This is a genomic window from Priestia megaterium NBRC 15308 = ATCC 14581 (assembly GCF_000832985.1).
Classification (GTDB): Bacteria; Bacillota; Bacilli; order Bacillales; family Bacillaceae_H; genus Priestia; species Priestia megaterium.
The window spans coordinates 1,378,032-1,392,994 of record NZ_CP009920.1 but is presented as its reverse complement, the minus strand read 5'-3'; the positions used below and the strand labels follow the sequence as shown (position 1 = coordinate 1,392,994).

The 14,963-nt window shown below is 38.7% G+C and carries 17 protein-coding genes; 11 read left to right on the top strand and 6 right to left on the bottom strand.

What is annotated here, in order from left to right:
* Positions 1-46 precede the first annotated feature (46 nt).
* The 5 genes from rpoD (at position 47) to BG04_RS07765 (ending at position 5,187) form a co-directional block, all read left to right on the top strand.
* Positions 47-1,180 (top strand): RNA polymerase sigma factor RpoD, encoded by a 1,134-nt coding sequence (rpoD, locus tag BG04_RS07785; protein WP_013059219.1) that lies wholly within the window; start codon positions 47-49, stop codon positions 1,178-1,180.
* A gap of 383 nt (positions 1,181-1,563) precedes the next feature.
* Positions 1,564-2,703, top strand: coding sequence for an acyl-CoA dehydrogenase family protein (locus BG04_RS07780; protein ID WP_016765585.1), 1,140 nt, complete (start codon positions 1,564-1,566; stop codon positions 2,701-2,703).
* 131 nt (positions 2,704-2,834) lie between these two features.
* Complete coding sequence (gene cccA, locus BG04_RS07775) at positions 2,835-3,194, top strand: cytochrome c550 (protein ID WP_034648875.1); 360 nt, start codon at positions 2,835-2,837, stop codon at positions 3,192-3,194.
* A gap of 170 nt (positions 3,195-3,364) precedes the next feature.
* A complete protein-coding gene (locus tag BG04_RS07770; RefSeq protein WP_034648877.1) occupies positions 3,365-4,069 on the top strand; it encodes a tRNA (adenine(22)-N(1))-methyltransferase in 705 nt (234 codons plus the stop codon).
* Positions 4,066-5,187: a Nif3-like dinuclear metal center hexameric protein gene (locus tag BG04_RS07765; protein WP_034648880.1), complete on the top strand. Its 1,122-nt coding sequence runs from the start codon at positions 4,066-4,068 to the stop codon at positions 5,185-5,187. The genes BG04_RS07770 and BG04_RS07765 overlap by 4 nt, the downstream gene beginning before the upstream one ends.
* Positions 5,188-5,234: 47 nt before the next feature.
* Here the strand turns inward: BG04_RS07765 and BG04_RS07760 are convergent, their stop codons facing one another.
* Both BG04_RS07760 and BG04_RS07755 read right to left on the bottom strand, forming a co-directional pair.
* Positions 5,235-6,185: a 4-hydroxy-3-methylbut-2-enyl diphosphate reductase gene (locus BG04_RS07760; RefSeq protein ID WP_016765582.1), complete on the bottom strand. Its 951-nt coding sequence runs from the start codon at positions 6,183-6,185 to the stop codon at positions 5,235-5,237.
* A gap of 128 nt (positions 6,186-6,313) precedes the next feature.
* Positions 6,314-7,027: a YqfQ family protein gene (locus BG04_RS07755; RefSeq protein ID WP_234943173.1), complete on the bottom strand. Its 714-nt coding sequence runs from the start codon at positions 7,025-7,027 to the stop codon at positions 6,314-6,316.
* A 176-nt stretch (positions 7,028-7,203) separates the two neighbouring features.
* Here BG04_RS07755 and BG04_RS07750 point away from each other — a divergent pair, with 176 nt between their 5' ends.
* The gene (locus BG04_RS07750) at positions 7,204-8,523 is read left to right on the top strand and encodes a DEAD/DEAH box helicase (protein ID WP_013059212.1); all 1,320 of its coding nucleotides are present in this window, start codon (positions 7,204-7,206) and stop codon (positions 8,521-8,523) included.
* 28 nt (positions 8,524-8,551) lie between these two features.
* A complete protein-coding gene (locus BG04_RS07745; RefSeq protein ID WP_034648887.1) occupies positions 8,552-9,439 on the top strand; it encodes a deoxyribonuclease IV in 888 nt (295 codons plus the stop codon).
* A gap of 49 nt (positions 9,440-9,488) precedes the next feature.
* Here BG04_RS07745 and BG04_RS07740 read toward each other — a convergent pair whose 3' ends face one another.
* Positions 9,489-9,740 carry a DUF2624 domain-containing protein gene (locus BG04_RS07740; RefSeq protein ID WP_013059210.1) on the bottom strand — a complete coding sequence of 84 codons (252 nt, stop codon included), beginning with the start codon at positions 9,738-9,740 and terminating at the stop codon, positions 9,489-9,491.
* A 273-nt stretch (positions 9,741-10,013) separates the two neighbouring features.
* On the opposite strand from BG04_RS07740, the gene BG04_RS07735 reads away from it, so the two are divergent.
* Genes BG04_RS07735 through BG04_RS07725 form a run of 3 tightly spaced genes read left to right on the top strand, consistent with a single transcriptional unit; the run spans position 10,014 to position 12,042 of the window.
* Positions 10,014-10,793, top strand: a complete 780-nt coding sequence (locus tag BG04_RS07735) for a metal ABC transporter ATP-binding protein (RefSeq protein WP_013059209.1) — start codon at positions 10,014-10,016, stop codon at positions 10,791-10,793.
* Entirely contained in the window at positions 10,790-11,632 is an 843-nt protein-coding gene (locus BG04_RS07730; RefSeq protein ID WP_013059208.1) for a metal ABC transporter permease, read from the top strand. Before BG04_RS07735 ends, BG04_RS07730 begins: the two co-directional genes overlap by 4 nt.
* Positions 11,629-12,042, top strand: coding sequence for a Fur family transcriptional regulator (locus BG04_RS07725; RefSeq protein ID WP_034648891.1), 414 nt, complete (start codon positions 11,629-11,631; stop codon positions 12,040-12,042). The genes BG04_RS07730 and BG04_RS07725 overlap by 4 nt, the downstream gene beginning before the upstream one ends.
* Positions 12,043-12,072: 30 nt before the next feature.
* Here the strand turns inward: BG04_RS07725 and BG04_RS07720 are convergent, their stop codons facing one another.
* On the bottom strand, positions 12,073-12,648 hold the full coding sequence (locus BG04_RS07720; RefSeq protein ID WP_013085038.1) for a 5' nucleotidase, NT5C type: 576 nt from the start codon (positions 12,646-12,648) through the stop codon (positions 12,073-12,075).
* 261 nt (positions 12,649-12,909) lie between these two features.
* Between BG04_RS07720 and BG04_RS07715 the strand changes: the two genes are divergently transcribed.
* Entirely contained in the window at positions 12,910-13,275 is a 366-nt protein-coding gene (locus BG04_RS07715; RefSeq protein ID WP_013059205.1) for a G protein-coupled receptor family protein, read from the top strand.
* A 37-nt stretch (positions 13,276-13,312) separates the two neighbouring features.
* Here the strand turns inward: BG04_RS07715 and ispG are convergent, their stop codons facing one another.
* Entirely contained in the window at positions 13,313-14,416 is a 1,104-nt protein-coding gene (gene ispG / locus BG04_RS07710) for a flavodoxin-dependent (E)-4-hydroxy-3-methylbut-2-enyl-diphosphate synthase (RefSeq protein ID WP_201763664.1), read from the bottom strand.
* 151 nt (positions 14,417-14,567) lie between these two features.
* Positions 14,568-14,900 (bottom strand): hypothetical protein, encoded by a 333-nt coding sequence (locus BG04_RS07705; RefSeq protein ID WP_034648895.1) that lies wholly within the window; start codon positions 14,898-14,900, stop codon positions 14,568-14,570.
* Positions 14,901-14,963: the final 63 nt, after the last annotated feature.

The window sequence follows — 14,963 nt, the reverse complement described above, 5'->3', positions numbered from 1 at the left end:
CCACTTTTAGAAGGTTTTCCTTAAAATTTTGGAAGGAGGGGATCTGATGGCTGAAAAATCAGCTCAATCAAAACAACTTGATTCAGATTTAACAATTGAACAAGTAAAAGATCAATTGACCGAAATCGGAAAAAAACGTGGTGTGCTCACATACGAAGAAATTGCAGAGCGTATGGCGAACTTCGAAATTGAATCCGATCAAATGGATGAATATTATGAATACCTTGGAGAACAAGGTGTTGAAGTAATGAGTGAATCTGAAGCAAATGATGACGATGCCGATCCCGATATTCAAGAACTGTCAAAAGAAGAAGAGTTTGATTTAAATGATTTAAGTGTACCTCCTGGTGTGAAAATTAATGATCCAGTTCGTATGTACTTAAAAGAAATCGGACGCGTTGACCTATTGTCGGCAGAGGAAGAAATCAATTTAGCAAAACGTATTGAAGAAGGCGATGAAGAAGCGAAACGTCGTCTTGCTGAAGCAAACTTACGTCTTGTTGTAAGTATCGCTAAACGCTATGTCGGGCGCGGTATGCTGTTTCTTGATTTAATTCAAGAAGGAAACATGGGTCTTATTAAAGCGGTAGAAAAATTTGATTATCGCAAAGGTTATAAATTCAGTACGTATGCGACATGGTGGATTCGTCAAGCTATTACTCGTGCAATTGCTGACCAAGCAAGAACGATTCGTATTCCCGTTCATATGGTTGAAACGATTAACAAGCTAATTCGTGTTCAACGTCAGCTTCTACAAGATTTAGGTCGCGAACCATCTCCTGAAGAAATTGCAGAAGATATGGACTTAACACCTGAAAAGGTTCGTGAAATCTTAAAAATTGCTCAAGAACCGGTTTCCCTTGAAACACCAATTGGTGAGGAAGATGATTCGCATTTAGGTGACTTCATTGAAGACCAGGATGCAACATCACCTTCTGAACATGCTGCATATGAATTATTAAAAGAGCAGTTAGAAGACGTCCTTGATACGTTAACAGATCGCGAAGAAAATGTTCTTAGACTCCGCTTTGGTCTGGACGATGGACGTACGCGTACGCTTGAAGAAGTAGGAAAAGTATTTGGCGTAACGCGTGAGCGTATTCGTCAAATTGAAGCTAAAGCGCTTCGTAAGCTTCGTCACCCTAGCCGAAGCAAACGTTTAAAAGATTTCTTAGAATAGATAAAAGCGTAAATAACGCTTATGAGATAGCTTCTTTCCTAGAGGAAAGGGGCTATCTATTTTTTTGTGGAATAAATTTCATAAAAACGCATTTTGAAGAAGTATATTGATTTTTTTACCAACTTTTCTTCTTGCATATATTTTACTGAATTGTCCTTCGTTTTGCAAATGCTCCTTTATATTCTTTTGTTACAGAGCATAAGCTGTTCAAATTCCTTTTAAATATCCGAAAAATGGAATCGCTATCATTTTATTCTTGCTTTGATTGATACTTTTCTATTATAACATGAAAAAATTAAAACGTTTTAAAAGTTGAGAAAATTTACAAAAATGAATTATAATTAAATAATGTAAGCGTATACATTTTTTTAGGGGGAATAAAAATGAATTTTGAATTAACCAATGAACAAAAGATGATTCAACGGACGCTGAGAGAGTTTTCAGAGGCGGAAGTAGCACCGAATGCATTAGAGCGCGATCGAAGTAAGCAATTTCCGCTTGATGTTTTTAAAAAGTTAGGTGAGCTTGGGGTAATGGGTCTTCCTTTTCCTGAAGAGTATGGAGGCGGAGGAGCAGATACGGTTAGTTTTGCTATCGTCGTAGAGGAATTAAGTAAAGCTTGTGGCTCTACAGGAATTACATACTCAGCTCATGTATCGCTCGGGGGCGCACCTATTTATTTATTCGGAACAAAGGAGCAAAAAGAACAGTACCTACCTGCTTTATGCTCTGGGGAATCTTTTGGAGCGTTTGGTTTAACCGAACCGAACGCAGGAAGTGACGCGGGTGGAACAGAGACAGAAGCAGTGTTGAAGGATGGAACATTTAGGATTAATGGAAGTAAATGCTATATTACGAATGCCAGCTATGCAAAGTTTTTAGCTTTAACAGCTGTTACAAATCGTACAGAAGGTAAAAAAGAAATTTCAGCTATTATCGTGCCTACAGAAGCTCGAGGTTTTACTGTAATAGACAATTACGAGAAAATGGGCCTACATGCTTCAAATACAACTGAACTCGTTTTAGAGGATGTTGAAGTGCCTGAAGAGAATTTACTCGGTGTAAGAGGAGAAGGCTTTAAACAATTTCTAATGACGCTTGACGGGGGAAGAATTGGAATTGGCGCAATGGCCGTTGGAATCGCTCAAGCGGCTTATGAAAAAGCACTGTCATATGCGCAGGAAAGAAAGCAATTTGGAAAAGCTATTTCATCGTTTCAAGCGATTCAGTTTAAATTAGCTGATATGGCGATGAAAATTGAGTTAGCAAGAAATATGGTGTATAAAGCAGCGTGGTTAAAAGACCAAGGAAAGCCATTTACGAAAGAAGCTGCTATGTGTAAACTGTATGCTTCTGAAATTTGTATGGAAGTAGCCAGTCAAGCTGTTCAAATTCATGGAGGATATGGCTACATGAAAGAGTATCACGTGGAGCGGTATTTACGAGATGCCAAGCTTTTAGAAATTGGAGAAGGAACTTCAGAAATTCAGCGCTCGGTTATTGCAAGGCAAATTGGCTGTTAAGATACGCAATAAGAAATTAGTTAATTATGTAAATAAAACCCTTTCACTTATGAGCATTTTCAAGTAAAATAAAAGTGCTTATACTATTTTGTTATTTCTAGGGATGGGAATACATAAAGGGGGTATAGTGAGTGAAGCGAAATCCGCTAATACCATTTTTATTAATTGCGGTAATTGGGATTGCTTTAATGTTAACGCTTTCGTTCAACGGATTGAATAATGCAAAAGAAATCGCGGCTGAAAAAGAAGGCGGTGGCGCGGAACAGCAGGCTTCAGCTAAACCAGAAGAAATTTATCAAAAAACTTGTATTGGTTGTCACGGTGATCAGTATCAAGGTGGAGTAGGTCCCTCGTTAAAAGGAATTGGGAAAAAAGTTTCTCAAGACGAAATTGCACATATTGTTGTAAACGGTAAAGGAAACATGCCGCCTGGGCTGGTTCCTCCGGAAAAAGCGAAGGAAATGGCTAAATGGGTATCAGAAATTAAATAGAGTTCAGAAACATGATTTTCTGGAAAGCCGCTCATTTATAAAGCAGGCTTTTTTTTTTTGTGATTTTTTATAAGCATTCAGCTAGAAGGAAAACATGAAGAGAAATAGGAATCATGCATCTATCTATGTTAAAATAATGAACAGTAATCACATAGAGAATAGGTGACAAAATGAATGAATTAAACTTATCAACAAGACTTGAAGAAGTAGTAAAGTCGATTCCTTTGGGAGCAAAGATAGCAGACATTGGCTCAGATCATGCATACTTGCCGTGTTTTGCTTATTTAAATGGATATATTAGCGGTGCCGTAGCAGGAGAAATTACAGAAGGGCCTCTTCAATCTGCTATTCAGCAGGTGGAAAAAACAAGCTTAACGGACGTTATTGACGTTCGAAAAGGAAACGGCCTAGAAGTAATATCACCGAATGAAGTAGACTGTATTACAATCTGCGGAATGGGCGGAACGCTTATTACGATGATTTTAGAAGAAGGAAAAGCAAAGTTAGAAGGAGTAAAAAGGCTTGTACTTCAGCCGAATATTGGTTCACATCATATTCGCAGCTGGCTGATTGAACACAACTGGGAAATCATTGATGAAAAAATCATCGAAGAAGACGGTCGTATGTATGAAGTCATCGTCGCTGAACCTGGAAACGCCTTAGCTCCTTATAACGGTGAAGTGGAAGCCGGTGTGTTAATGGGCCCTATTTTAAAAGAAAAGCGCTCTTTTGCTTTTATGACAAAGTGGACGCATGAACTAAATCACCTTAAACAAATTGTCGGCCAAATGGAGCAGGCTCAGTCCGAGGAAAGTAAAGCAAAACTTCAAAAACTTACCCAAGACATCTCATTAATTGAGGAGGCGTTAAAATGAGTAAAATCCCTAACGGATTTCAAGTAATTGAAGCATTTGAATCATTTTCTCCCAAGCATTTAGCGGTTGAAGGAGATAAAATTGGTTTACAGATTGGAACGTTAAACAAGCCTGTAAAAAAAGTAATGGTAACGTTAGATGTTCTTGAAACGGTCGTAGACGAAGCGATTGAAAAACAAGTGGATTTGATTATTGCTCATCATCCTCCTATTTTTAGACCTCTAAAACAAGTGGTTACAGATCGTCCTGAAGGGCGTATTTTAGAGAAATGCATCAAACATGATATTGCTGTATATGCTGCTCATACAAACTTAGATATAGCTAAAGGCGGAGTAAATGACTTGTTGGCCGAAGCATTGGGGCTACAAGAGACAAAAGTGCTGGTTCCAACAACGTCTATTCAGCTGAAAAAGCTTGCTGTATTTGTTCCTTCAAATCATGCTGAAGCAGTGCGCACAGCTATTTGTGATGCGGGAGCTGGACATGTGGGTCTTTACAGCGACTGTACGTTTTCAACTGAAGGGGAAGGCACGTTTAAACCTTCTTCAGAAGCCAATCCATACATTGGCTTGAAAGGAGAGTTAGAACGTGTAAATGAAACAAAAGTTGAAACTATTTTTGAAGCGGGTCAGCAAAATAAAATTATTCGTGCCATGCTCAGTGCTCATCCTTACGAAGAAGTAGCCTATGACATTTATCCAGTGGAACAAACGGGCGAGACGCTTGGACTTGGACGAATTGGTAAGTTAAAAGAAGAGATGACGCTAAAACAGTTTGCCGCTCATGTTAAACAAGCATTGGACGTGGATGGTGTTAGAGTAGTAGGGTCTATGGATGCCGCGGTGAAAAAAGTAGCTGTTCTTGGCGGAGATGGAAACAAATATATTACAAACGCAAAATTTAGCGGAGCAGATGCCTATGTAACAGGGGATTTGTATTTCCACGTGGCGCATGATGCAATGGCAATGGGATTAAACGTTGTAGATCCTGGTCATCATGTTGAAAAAGTCATGAGACAAGGTGTAACGCGTGCATTAAACAGTCTTTTTGATGCGAAAAACTTTGAGTGTGAAGTATTTGATTCAAAAGTAGACACAAACCCATTTACGTTTATGTAACAAAGAAAGAAGGTGTTGACAAATGTCAACACCTTCTTTTGTGTCTATTAAGACGATTTTTTTGTTCGAACTTTTGGTAAAATCTTTGAAAGAGGCACGCTTTTTTCACGTGTCCACGTTGTTTCATCTTCTGGATCGAACTGATCTAGAAAATTGATGACCTCTTTTGTAATTGGAGTAGGGGTAGATGCGCCTGCCGTAACAGCTACCGTTTTCGCATTCATCAACCATTCAACCTGCAGCTCTGAGATGTCACCGATACGATATGCCTCAGTGCCGGCAATCTCCATTGATACTTGAGCTAAACGGTTTGAATTGTTACTTTTAGGATCTCCTACAACAATTGTAACATCTGCTTCACCTGCTTGCTCGGCTACAGCTTCTTGGCGAACTTGTGTAGCTAAACAAATTTCCTTGTGAACTTCAGCGTGCGGATATTTTTCTTTTACCTTTTCCATTACTTCTGCAACGTCCCACTGACTCATTGTTGTCTGATTTGTTACAATGATTTTCTCACGTTGAATATTTAAATGGGCTACGTCTTCTGCTTTTTCAATTAAATGAACGATATCTGGCGCGATACCAAGTGCACCTTCTGGCTCAGGATGATTTCGTTTTCCGATATAAATAACGTCATAACCTTCTTTTTCTTTTTGGCGAATAAGGTCATGGGTTTTTGTAACATCCGGACATGTAGCATCGATTGTTGTTAAGCCTTTTTCTTTTGCTCGTTCTTTTACTTCTGGAGATACTCCGTGCGCAGTAAAAATAACGGTTCCTTCATTTATTTGGTCTAAGATTTCCAGGCGATTAGCACCGTCCAGTGTGATAATGCCGTCCTCTTCAAACGCATCTGTAACGTGTTTATTATGAACAATCATTCCTAAGATATAGATTGGTCGAGGCAATGATTTATCTAAAGCGGCGTTTCGTGCAATGACCATTGCGTCTACTACACCATAACAATAGCCGCGCGGTGCAATTTTAATAACTTTCATTTCACTTTCCTCCTCATCATAATCCTGACGAGCAATTCAACTCGCTTCTATTATATAAAAGAGGAAGGAAGAATACAAAGATATTCTTTTTTTGCTCACTGTATTTCCTTAAGGAATCAGCAGATTTATCAAATATAAAGTTTTGGTTTAGACACCCGATCTCTGGATGAATGTTCAATTTCTTCTTCAAAGAAATCCAGCTCATCATCGGATGAATCCGTGCTTTCTGCGCCTGCTGATAAAACCTTACTATCTTTACTTTCATCAGTTTCAGAAACCTCTGTTCCTTCTGCTTCGAGTACTTCATCTGTGTTATCACTTGAGCGCAAGGCCTGATAGATTTTCCACAGAGAAGGAGCATTTTTGACAAGAGGTCCGTATTGTTGAATCATAGGTCCCATCGTTTCCGCTGCTTTTAGTACTCGCTGAACATTTCCCATCATGGAGCTCAAGTTAGCAGGGTTCGTTAATCCTTGCAAACCTCCAAGCAGGGAAGAAGAGTTAGTCGCTCCTGCAGCACCTTGGGCTCCTGAAAGGCCAGAAAACAAAGAACCTCGAGGAGCAGCTGCAGCCGCTTGTTGAAATGGTATGTTTCTATTTCCGCCTCTTCGGAATAGGCGAGTTAAGAAGTTACCTCCTCCACGGTTCAGGCCTTGCTGATTCGGGTAAAATGATTGTTGAGCATTTGTTTGCTGGGCAAAGTTACGAAACTGCTGTAATGGATTAAATTGGCTAAAGTTACCAGGGTGTTGCCCAAAGCCGTTTTGTGGTGGCATTCCTGGCATCATTCTTCTTTGCATACCGGGTGGAAATGGTGGTCTTCGCTGTAGCAAAGGACGCACCTCCTTTAGTAAAGTAGATTTTCTTTTACTATCGTATGCAACTCGCGATAAAATGTTTTTGAAACAGGTAATAAGTTTTAGTAATATGAATGAGAAGTAGTCACAGAAGGAAAAATCGATTATAATCATATATTGTGCCTTAAAAGATGAACGTGAATGTAAAAAAGGAGACTATTATGGAAAAAACAAACTTTGAACGTTTTGAGTTTCAACCATTTTTAATAGAAGCAATTAAACAATTAGGTTTTTATCAGCCTACAGAGATTCAGGAGCGCTTAATTCCTTCCGTTTTAAAAGGGGAAAGTGTAATTGGTCAGTCGCAAACAGGGACCGGCAAAACACACGCTTATTTATTACCTTTACTTGAAAAGGTAGACCCTAAAAAAGAAGAAGTACAAGTTGTAATCACCGCTCCAACTCGTGAGCTTGCTTCTCAAATTTATCAAGAAGTATTAAAGCTAACAAAACACAGTGCTGAAGGAGAAGAAATTTCAGCAAAATGTTTTATCGGCGGTACAGATAAGCAGCGTACAATCGATAAATTAAAGAAGCAGCCTCAAGTTGTTGTAGGAACACCGGCTCGTTTGTTTGATTTAGTAAATGAAAAAGCGTTAGTTGTGTATACAACAAAGGCGTTAGTAGTAGACGAAGCTGATTTAATGCTTGATATGGGATTTTTAGAAGATGTGGACCGTTTGGCAAGCAATATGCCTGAAAAATTACAGATGCTTGTTTTTTCAGCAACTATTCCTGAAAAATTAAAGCCATTCTTAAAAAAATACATGGAAAATCCAAAATTTACGCATGTTTCGCCGAAGCAAGCAGCAGCAGCTAAATTAGAGCATGTATTAGTTCCACTGCGTCATCGTAACAAGTTTAAGCTACTGCATGATATGCTTATTTCTTATAATCCTTATTTAGCTATCGTCTTTACAAATACAAAGAAAATGGCGGACGAAGTAGCAGATGACCTACTGTCTAAAGGATTAAAAGTAGGAAGAATTCACGGAGACTTATCTCCTCGTGACCGTAAGAAAATGATGAAGCAAATTAATAATTTAGAATTTCAATACGTAGTAGCGACAGATTTAGCAGCTCGCGGTATTGATATTGAAGGAATTTCACACGTCATTAACTTTGAGCTTCCTTCAGATCTAGATTTCTACATTCACCGCGTAGGACGTACAGCTCGTGCCGGTCATTCTGGAATTGCTGCTACAATCTTCGATGTGGAAGATGAAGATGCAGTAAATAAGCTAGAGAAAATGGGAATCGAGTTTGTAAACAAAGATCTTCAAAAGCAAGAATGGGTTTCCATCGATGACCGTAACCGCCGTAAAAAGCGTGTGAAGAAAGCGGATGAAGTGGGAGAAGAGGCACATCGCTTTATTCAAAAGCCGAAGAAAGTAAAGCCTGGCTACAAGAAAAAACGTGCTCGTGAAATTACAAAGTATGTGCAAAAGAAAAAGCGTAGTGAAAGACGCAACAATCGTTAATCGCAATAGGTTAGAGGTGTAAAAAGGAATGTTGAAAATTGGTTCTCATGTATCAATGAGCGGCAAAAAGATGCTTTTAGGAGCAAGTGAAGAGGCAGCTTCTTACGGAGCAAATACGTTTATGATCTATACAGGCGCTCCACAAAATACTCGTCGCAAAAAGATTGAAGAGCTTAATATTGAAGCTGGTCTTTTGCATATGAAAGAGTATGGAATGACAGATATTGTTGTACATGCTCCCTATATCATTAATCTAGGAAATACAACAAAGCCCGAAACATTTGAGCTTGGAGTAGATTTCTTAACGTCTGAAATTCAGCGCACCCATGCTCTTGGCGCAAAGCAAATTGTTCTTCACCCAGGAGCTCATGTCGGCGCTGGAGCAGATGCCGGTATTCAGCAAATTATCAAAGGTCTAAACGAAGTGTTGACAGCTGATCAAGAAGTTCAAATTGCGCTTGAGACAATGGCTGGAAAAGGAACAGAGTGTGGAAGAAGCTTTGAAGAAATTGCCCAGATTATTGATGGCGTGACGCACAATGAAAAGCTCTCTGTTTGTTTTGACACATGTCACGTTCATGACGCTGGTTATGATATCGTTCAAGACTTTGACGGTGTATTAAATGAATTTGACAAAACCGTAGGAATACAGCGAATTAAAGTGCTTCACATCAATGATAGTAAAAATGTACGCGGTGCTCGAAAAGACCGCCATGAAAACATTGGATTTGGTGAAATCGGATTTGGTGCACTGAATTATATTGTTCATCACCCAGCGTTTAAAGAAGTTCCTAAAATTCTAGAAACTCCTTATGTAGGAGAAGATAAGAAAAATAAAAAAGCGCCATATCAGTTGGAAATTGATATGATTCGTGCACAAAGCTTTGATTCAGAGCTAAAACAAAAGCTTATGTAATTTCATATGTGATTGAAAGAGGTCATGTCTATAGACATGACCTCTTCTTTTACATTAACTGCTGAAATAATTCGTTCACTCGTCTGGCAGTTTCACGATCTGTTACTTGAGCAATTTGTTTGATTAAATTTCGGCGCTCTTCAAGGTTATAAATATTTACGGGCTGCTGTCTAATGACGGATACAAGTGTGTGTGCCTGCTGATCTGTAATGGGGATGTTGTATTGTTTGCTATACTTTAAAAGCTCTTTCGGGGTAATGTTGTTTACTTTCTTATTGACAATCTGCTGTACAATTTTCATATGATTACCTCCTCGTCATATACAGTTTATGAATAAAAAAGAAAGATGTGACTATATTGTGTAATAAAACAACATTTCGAGCCGGATGAACTTACGGAGGCAAGAAAGCGAAGGAGTGAAACGGCTTAGTTTACAAATAAAAGACAATCCTGTATACTACATTAATGACTAAATCGTAATGATTCTGAGAAAGTAAATGGGTAACGGAGTATACGATAGAAACCGTGCCCTCTTTTGTATGGAGAAATATAAAAAAAGAATGGTGAGGCGCATATGAATACACCTGATATCATTGAAATCGATCATTTATCATTTCAATATGATGGAGTGAATGTATTAGAAGATATAAGTTTTTCAATTCCAAAAGGAGCTTTTTTGGGTCTCGTTGGGCCAAATGGATCTGGGAAATCAACGCTAATCAAATGTTTGCTTGGTTTGCAAAAACCATCTCAAGGTGCAATTCGTTTATTTGGAAAAGATCAGAGAAGGTTTAAAGAACGAAGTAAAATTGGATATGTATCGCAAAAAGCGAATAGTTTCAACAGCGGCTTTCCTGCTACCGTTTTTGAAGTGGTTTCCACGGGTCTTACTTCAAAATTAGGTTTGTTTCGCTTTATGAATGCTTCTCATAAACAAAAAGTGAAAGAAGCGGTAGAAGCAGTGGGGATGAGCGAATTTTTAAATCGAAACATAGGAGAACTATCCGGTGGCCAGCAGCAGCGAATTTTTATTGCGCGCGCGCTTGTCAGCGAACCCGAGCTGTTAATTTTAGATGAGCCAACAGTCGGAGTGGATGCACAAAATGTGTACACTTTTTATGAGCTTCTTGAAAAGTTAAATAAAGAAAAAGGAATTACGCTTGTGCTTGTTACTCACGATATTGGCACTGTCTCAGAAAAAGTAACCCACGTTGCTTGTTTAAATAAATTTCTACACTTTCATGGGAATGCCAAAGAATTCGAACAGCTTTGTGAACATGACGTATCTATGTTTTATGGTCATAATGTTCATGTGTTGACCCATGATCATCATCATGGAGGGCAGCACGTATGATAAGCAGTTTATTTCAATTTGAGTTTTTACGAAATGCATTTTTAACCGGTATGATTATTGGCGTCTTAGCTCCTTTATTGGGCACGTTCATCGTAGTAAGACGTCTTTCTTTAATTGCAGACGCGTTAAGTCACGTGACGCTAGCGGGGATTTCTGCGAGCTTGCTTCTTAGTCAGAAAATAGGGTTTATGCAAGGAGTGAACCCCGTCTATTTAGGGATGGTATCTTCCGTTACAGGCGCTCTTTTTATTGAAAAACTTCGAAGCGTCTACAAGCATTATCAAGAGCTGGCCATTCCGATTATTTTATCGGGCGGAATTGGTATTAGTGCAATTTGTATCTCGCTAGCGGACGGTTTTAATAATGATTTAATGAACTATTTGTTTGGAAGCGTAAGTGCGGTGAGTCGTTCGGATCTTTGGACAGTTGTTGTCATAGCCGTATTTGTTATAGCTATTGTCTTTTTCCTATATAAAGAATTGTTTATTTTATCTTTTGACGAAGAGCACGCTTCTGCTTCTGGGATTAAATCGAAGTGGATGCACTTTTTATTTATTGTGATGGTTGCTCTTGTCATTGCTGTATCGATGCGTATCGTCGGTATTTTATTAGTGTCATCTCTTATGACTCTTCCTGTAGCAGCAAGCATTCGCTTAGCTAGGGGCTTTAAACAAACGATTCTGCTTTCGGTGATTTTTGGTGAAATATCTGTTTTAGGCGGATTATTTTCAGCGTACTACTTGGATTTAGCACCAGGCGGTACAATTGTTGTCATTGCTGTTGTTATTTTAATCATATCTATTATGATTAATAAAGGACGGAAGGGGAAACAAAAATGAATTTAACTGAAGCCATTCATTTATTAAAAGATCAAGGATATAAACATACAGGAAAGCGTGAAGAAATGCTTGCCTTGTTTTCAAAATCAAATAAGTACTTAACGGCAAAAGATGTATTGGAATATATGAAGCCTGATTATCCCGGTCTGAGTTTTGATACAATTTACCGTAATTTATCATTGTTTGTGGAGTTAGGCGTACTTGAAATGACGGAGCTTTCGAGCGAAAAGCACTTTCGATTTAAATGTGCAACCGCCCATCATCATCACCACTTCATTTGTTTAGATTGTGGAAAAACAAAAGAAATTGAAGCTTGTCCGATGGAGCATGTAGACGAGGATTTGCGAGGATACAATATTACAGGCCATAAATTTGAAATTTACGGTCAATGTATAGAATGTAATCAATAAAAAAGAGAGGGCGTTATGCACCTCTCTTTTTTATTTTTGCTGTTCTTTTAACCAGCTGGCTACCCACTGATCTGCTTCTAGCCAATTGTATACGCGAACCACTCCTTTTGGAACAGGTAAGCGATTATAAGGAGTATCAAATAAGATAACGGGGATATTGCATTCTTCACTGATTTCACAAGCATTATCATGTTTGTCTTCAAAAAAGATATCAACATCATATCGTTTTGCTGTTTCAACTTTAAAATGAGAACCGACTAACTCAATGTGATGAAACGATAGTTCATTTTTTTGAAACCATTCTTCCGTGACGTCCAATAGCTTATCATGCCTTGCACTAATAAAGAATAATTCGTGCTTTTGATGCCATTTTTGCAAAACAGCTTTTGCATCGTCTGCAAGTGGAGAGGTTTCGTAAATAGAGCGTTCATTTGCTTTAAACCATTTCCCGAGTTCTGCAGGTGATACATTTACAAAAGGGCTGAAATCATATTCTGTAATGTCTTCAAGTGTTAAATTTAAGTTAAAGGCTTTATTTAAATGAGGAACAAAAGTTTCAGGAGAAGTAACAGTTCCATCAATGTCAATTCCAAACTTTTTCGTCAACTACGTGCACTCCTTTAATACGTTTATTCTACTTAGGTGCTTGACTATTCTTGTCTAGTGTAACATAAAGCCCAAAGAGAAACAGTAATACTTTTTATACGCCTTTGGCAAAGCGTAATGATCACTGCATAGCCTGGTGATATTGCGTCTGTACCTATTTCTTGTAAGAGAGTGAGCGGCTGTATAAGATTGACACTTATAATTTTTTCTCGCATTCAGATACTATAAATGCTCCTTATTTACGAAAGCGAGGGATTAAGCATGGAGAATGAAGAACAAAGGCGTAGAAAAGATGTATATGAAGCTGATTTCATGGAAGAAACTGCAGCTGAAGTGGGCGTTCCTTACCGAGTAGGAGAGCCTCATGCAGAGCGTGAAGTTATAGATATTGATCGCAATCGCAATCATGAAGTCGCTGGGCGAGGAGAAGGAACGGGATACGGTCGTTTCGCACTCGTGCTTTCGATTCTTTCACTATTCTTTTTACCAATTATTCTTGGTGCCGCTGGGATTATTCTAGGGTTTATCGCACGCAGAAAAGGAGCACTTACGCTAGGAGCATGGGCAATAGGGATCGGAGTTGTATCGATTATTGTCGGTACGTTTATATTACCGTTCTTTTCATAAAAAAAAGCGAGGCGCATATGCGCCTCGCTTTTTTTAGTTATGATTTAGCTGCAGCTTTTTCAGCTTCTTGCTTTGCGTGATATTCAGCAGCAATTTTATCAATTTCTTTTTTTAGTTCCTCAACCATTGTTTCTTCAGGAACTTTGCGTACGATTTCGCCTTTGCGGAATAGTAGACCTTCACCGCGTGCTCCCGCAATCCCGATATCAGCTTCACGAGCTTCACCAGGACCGTTTACAGCGCAGCCAAGTACCGCTACTTTAATCGGTGCTTTTACAGTTGAAATATACTCTTCAACTTCATTAGCAATGCTAATTAAATCAATTTCAATACGTCCGCAAGTTGGGCAAGAAATAAGCGTTGCGGCATTGGAAGCTAAACCAAATGATTTTAGTAATTCGCGCGCAACTTTTACTTCTTCTACAGGATCCGCACTTAAAGAAATACGTAATGTATTTCCGATTCCTTTAGATAAAATAGCGCCAAGCCCTGCTGCACTTTTTACAGTTCCTGCAAATAATGTACCCGATTCTGTAATTCCTAAGTGAAGAGGGTAGTCAAATGCTTGAGCAGCTTTTTCATAAGCTTCAATTGCCAAGTTAACATCCGATGCTTTCATTGAAACGATGATGTCATGGAAATCAAGGTCTTCTAAAATTTTAATGTGATGAAGTGCACTTTCTACCATGCCATCTGCTGTCGGATAGCCGTATTTATCTAAAATACGTTTTTCAAGTGAACCAGCGTTAACTCCAATACGAATTGGAATATTTTTAGCTTTTGCAGCATTTACAACAGCTTCCACTTTTTCACGGCGACCGATATTACCAGGGTTGATACGGATTTTATCCGCTCCGCCTTCAATTGCTTTTAATGCTAAGCGGTAGTCAAAATGAATATCCACAACTAATGGAATGTTAATGCGTTTTTTAATTTCAGGGATTGCATCTGCTGCGCGCTCGTCTGGACAAGCAACACGAACAACTTGGCATCCTGCTTCTTCTAAACGTTTAATTTCTGCAACCGTTGCTTCAACATCATGTGTCTTAGTGGTTGTCATACTTTGAATAACTAACTCGTTGCTGCCTCCGATTGTTAAATCTCCAACTTTAACGGGGCGTGTTTTTGTACGATGTATAATTTCACTCACGTGATAATCTCTCCTTCAAAATGAAATCAAGAATTTGAATTCATTAATAGAATAACTCTTTATGAACAAAATAACTAGTAGAAAGTGCTACCTTAGCTATTTTAACAATGACTATCCCATCTTGACAAGAAGAATGCTGTCATTACTTGTAAATAGGGAACTTATACGTTTTTCCAATTTGAATATCCTCAGGCGCTGTACCGTTATTTAACTTTTTGAAGTCTGTAATCATTTGGTTCATAGAAACCGGTATCGATTTTTTTGTAAGCTCCTCAATGATGGACAAAACTGTATCGCCTGGCTTAATTTTTATTTTTGTATAGGTGGAAGAAGAGCTGGCGGCTTTTGTTTCTGCAGGCTGCGCTTTGCTGACTTGAACTGCTTCAGTAGCAGTGGGAATGGTCCCGTATTTAATGTCGTAGTGACAAATATATCCGATAAAAGCGAAAGCGGCTAATGCACATAGCTTTTTCATTATGCTCCTCCTTCATTCTTTTGCTTATGTGTAAAGCCTATGCTTGTCTTACTTAAATATGAT

What these genes read in the sequence shown, in the direction of transcription:
- rpoD (WP_013059219.1), top strand. Translation starts at nt 47, where the DNA reads ATGGCTGAAAAATCAGCTCAATCAAAACAACTTGATTCAGATTTAACA.
- BG04_RS07780 (WP_016765585.1), top strand. Translation starts at nt 1,564, where the DNA reads ATGAATTTTGAATTAACCAATGAACAAAAGATGATTCAACGGACGCTG.
- BG04_RS07770 (WP_034648877.1), top strand. Translation starts at nt 3,365, where the DNA reads ATGAATGAATTAAACTTATCAACAAGACTTGAAGAAGTAGTAAAGTCG.
- BG04_RS07765 (WP_034648880.1), top strand. Translation starts at nt 4,066, where the DNA reads ATGAGTAAAATCCCTAACGGATTTCAAGTAATTGAAGCATTTGAATCA.
- BG04_RS07760 (WP_016765582.1), bottom strand. Translation starts at nt 6,185, where the DNA reads ATGAAAGTTATTAAAATTGCACCGCGCGGCTATTGTTATGGTGTAGTA.
- BG04_RS07750 (WP_013059212.1), top strand. Translation starts at nt 7,204, where the DNA reads ATGGAAAAAACAAACTTTGAACGTTTTGAGTTTCAACCATTTTTAATA.
- BG04_RS07745 (WP_034648887.1), top strand. Translation starts at nt 8,552, where the DNA reads ATGTTGAAAATTGGTTCTCATGTATCAATGAGCGGCAAAAAGATGCTT.
- BG04_RS07740 (WP_013059210.1), bottom strand. Translation starts at nt 9,740, where the DNA reads ATGAAAATTGTACAGCAGATTGTCAATAAGAAAGTAAACAACATTACC.
- BG04_RS07735 (WP_013059209.1), top strand. Translation starts at nt 10,014, where the DNA reads ATGAATACACCTGATATCATTGAAATCGATCATTTATCATTTCAATAT.
- BG04_RS07730 (WP_013059208.1), top strand. Translation starts at nt 10,790, where the DNA reads ATGATAAGCAGTTTATTTCAATTTGAGTTTTTACGAAATGCATTTTTA.
- BG04_RS07725 (WP_034648891.1), top strand. Translation starts at nt 11,629, where the DNA reads ATGAATTTAACTGAAGCCATTCATTTATTAAAAGATCAAGGATATAAA.
- BG04_RS07715 (WP_013059205.1), top strand. Translation starts at nt 12,910, where the DNA reads ATGGAGAATGAAGAACAAAGGCGTAGAAAAGATGTATATGAAGCTGAT.
- BG04_RS07705 (WP_034648895.1), bottom strand. Translation starts at nt 14,900, where the DNA reads ATGAAAAAGCTATGTGCATTAGCCGCTTTCGCTTTTATCGGATATATT.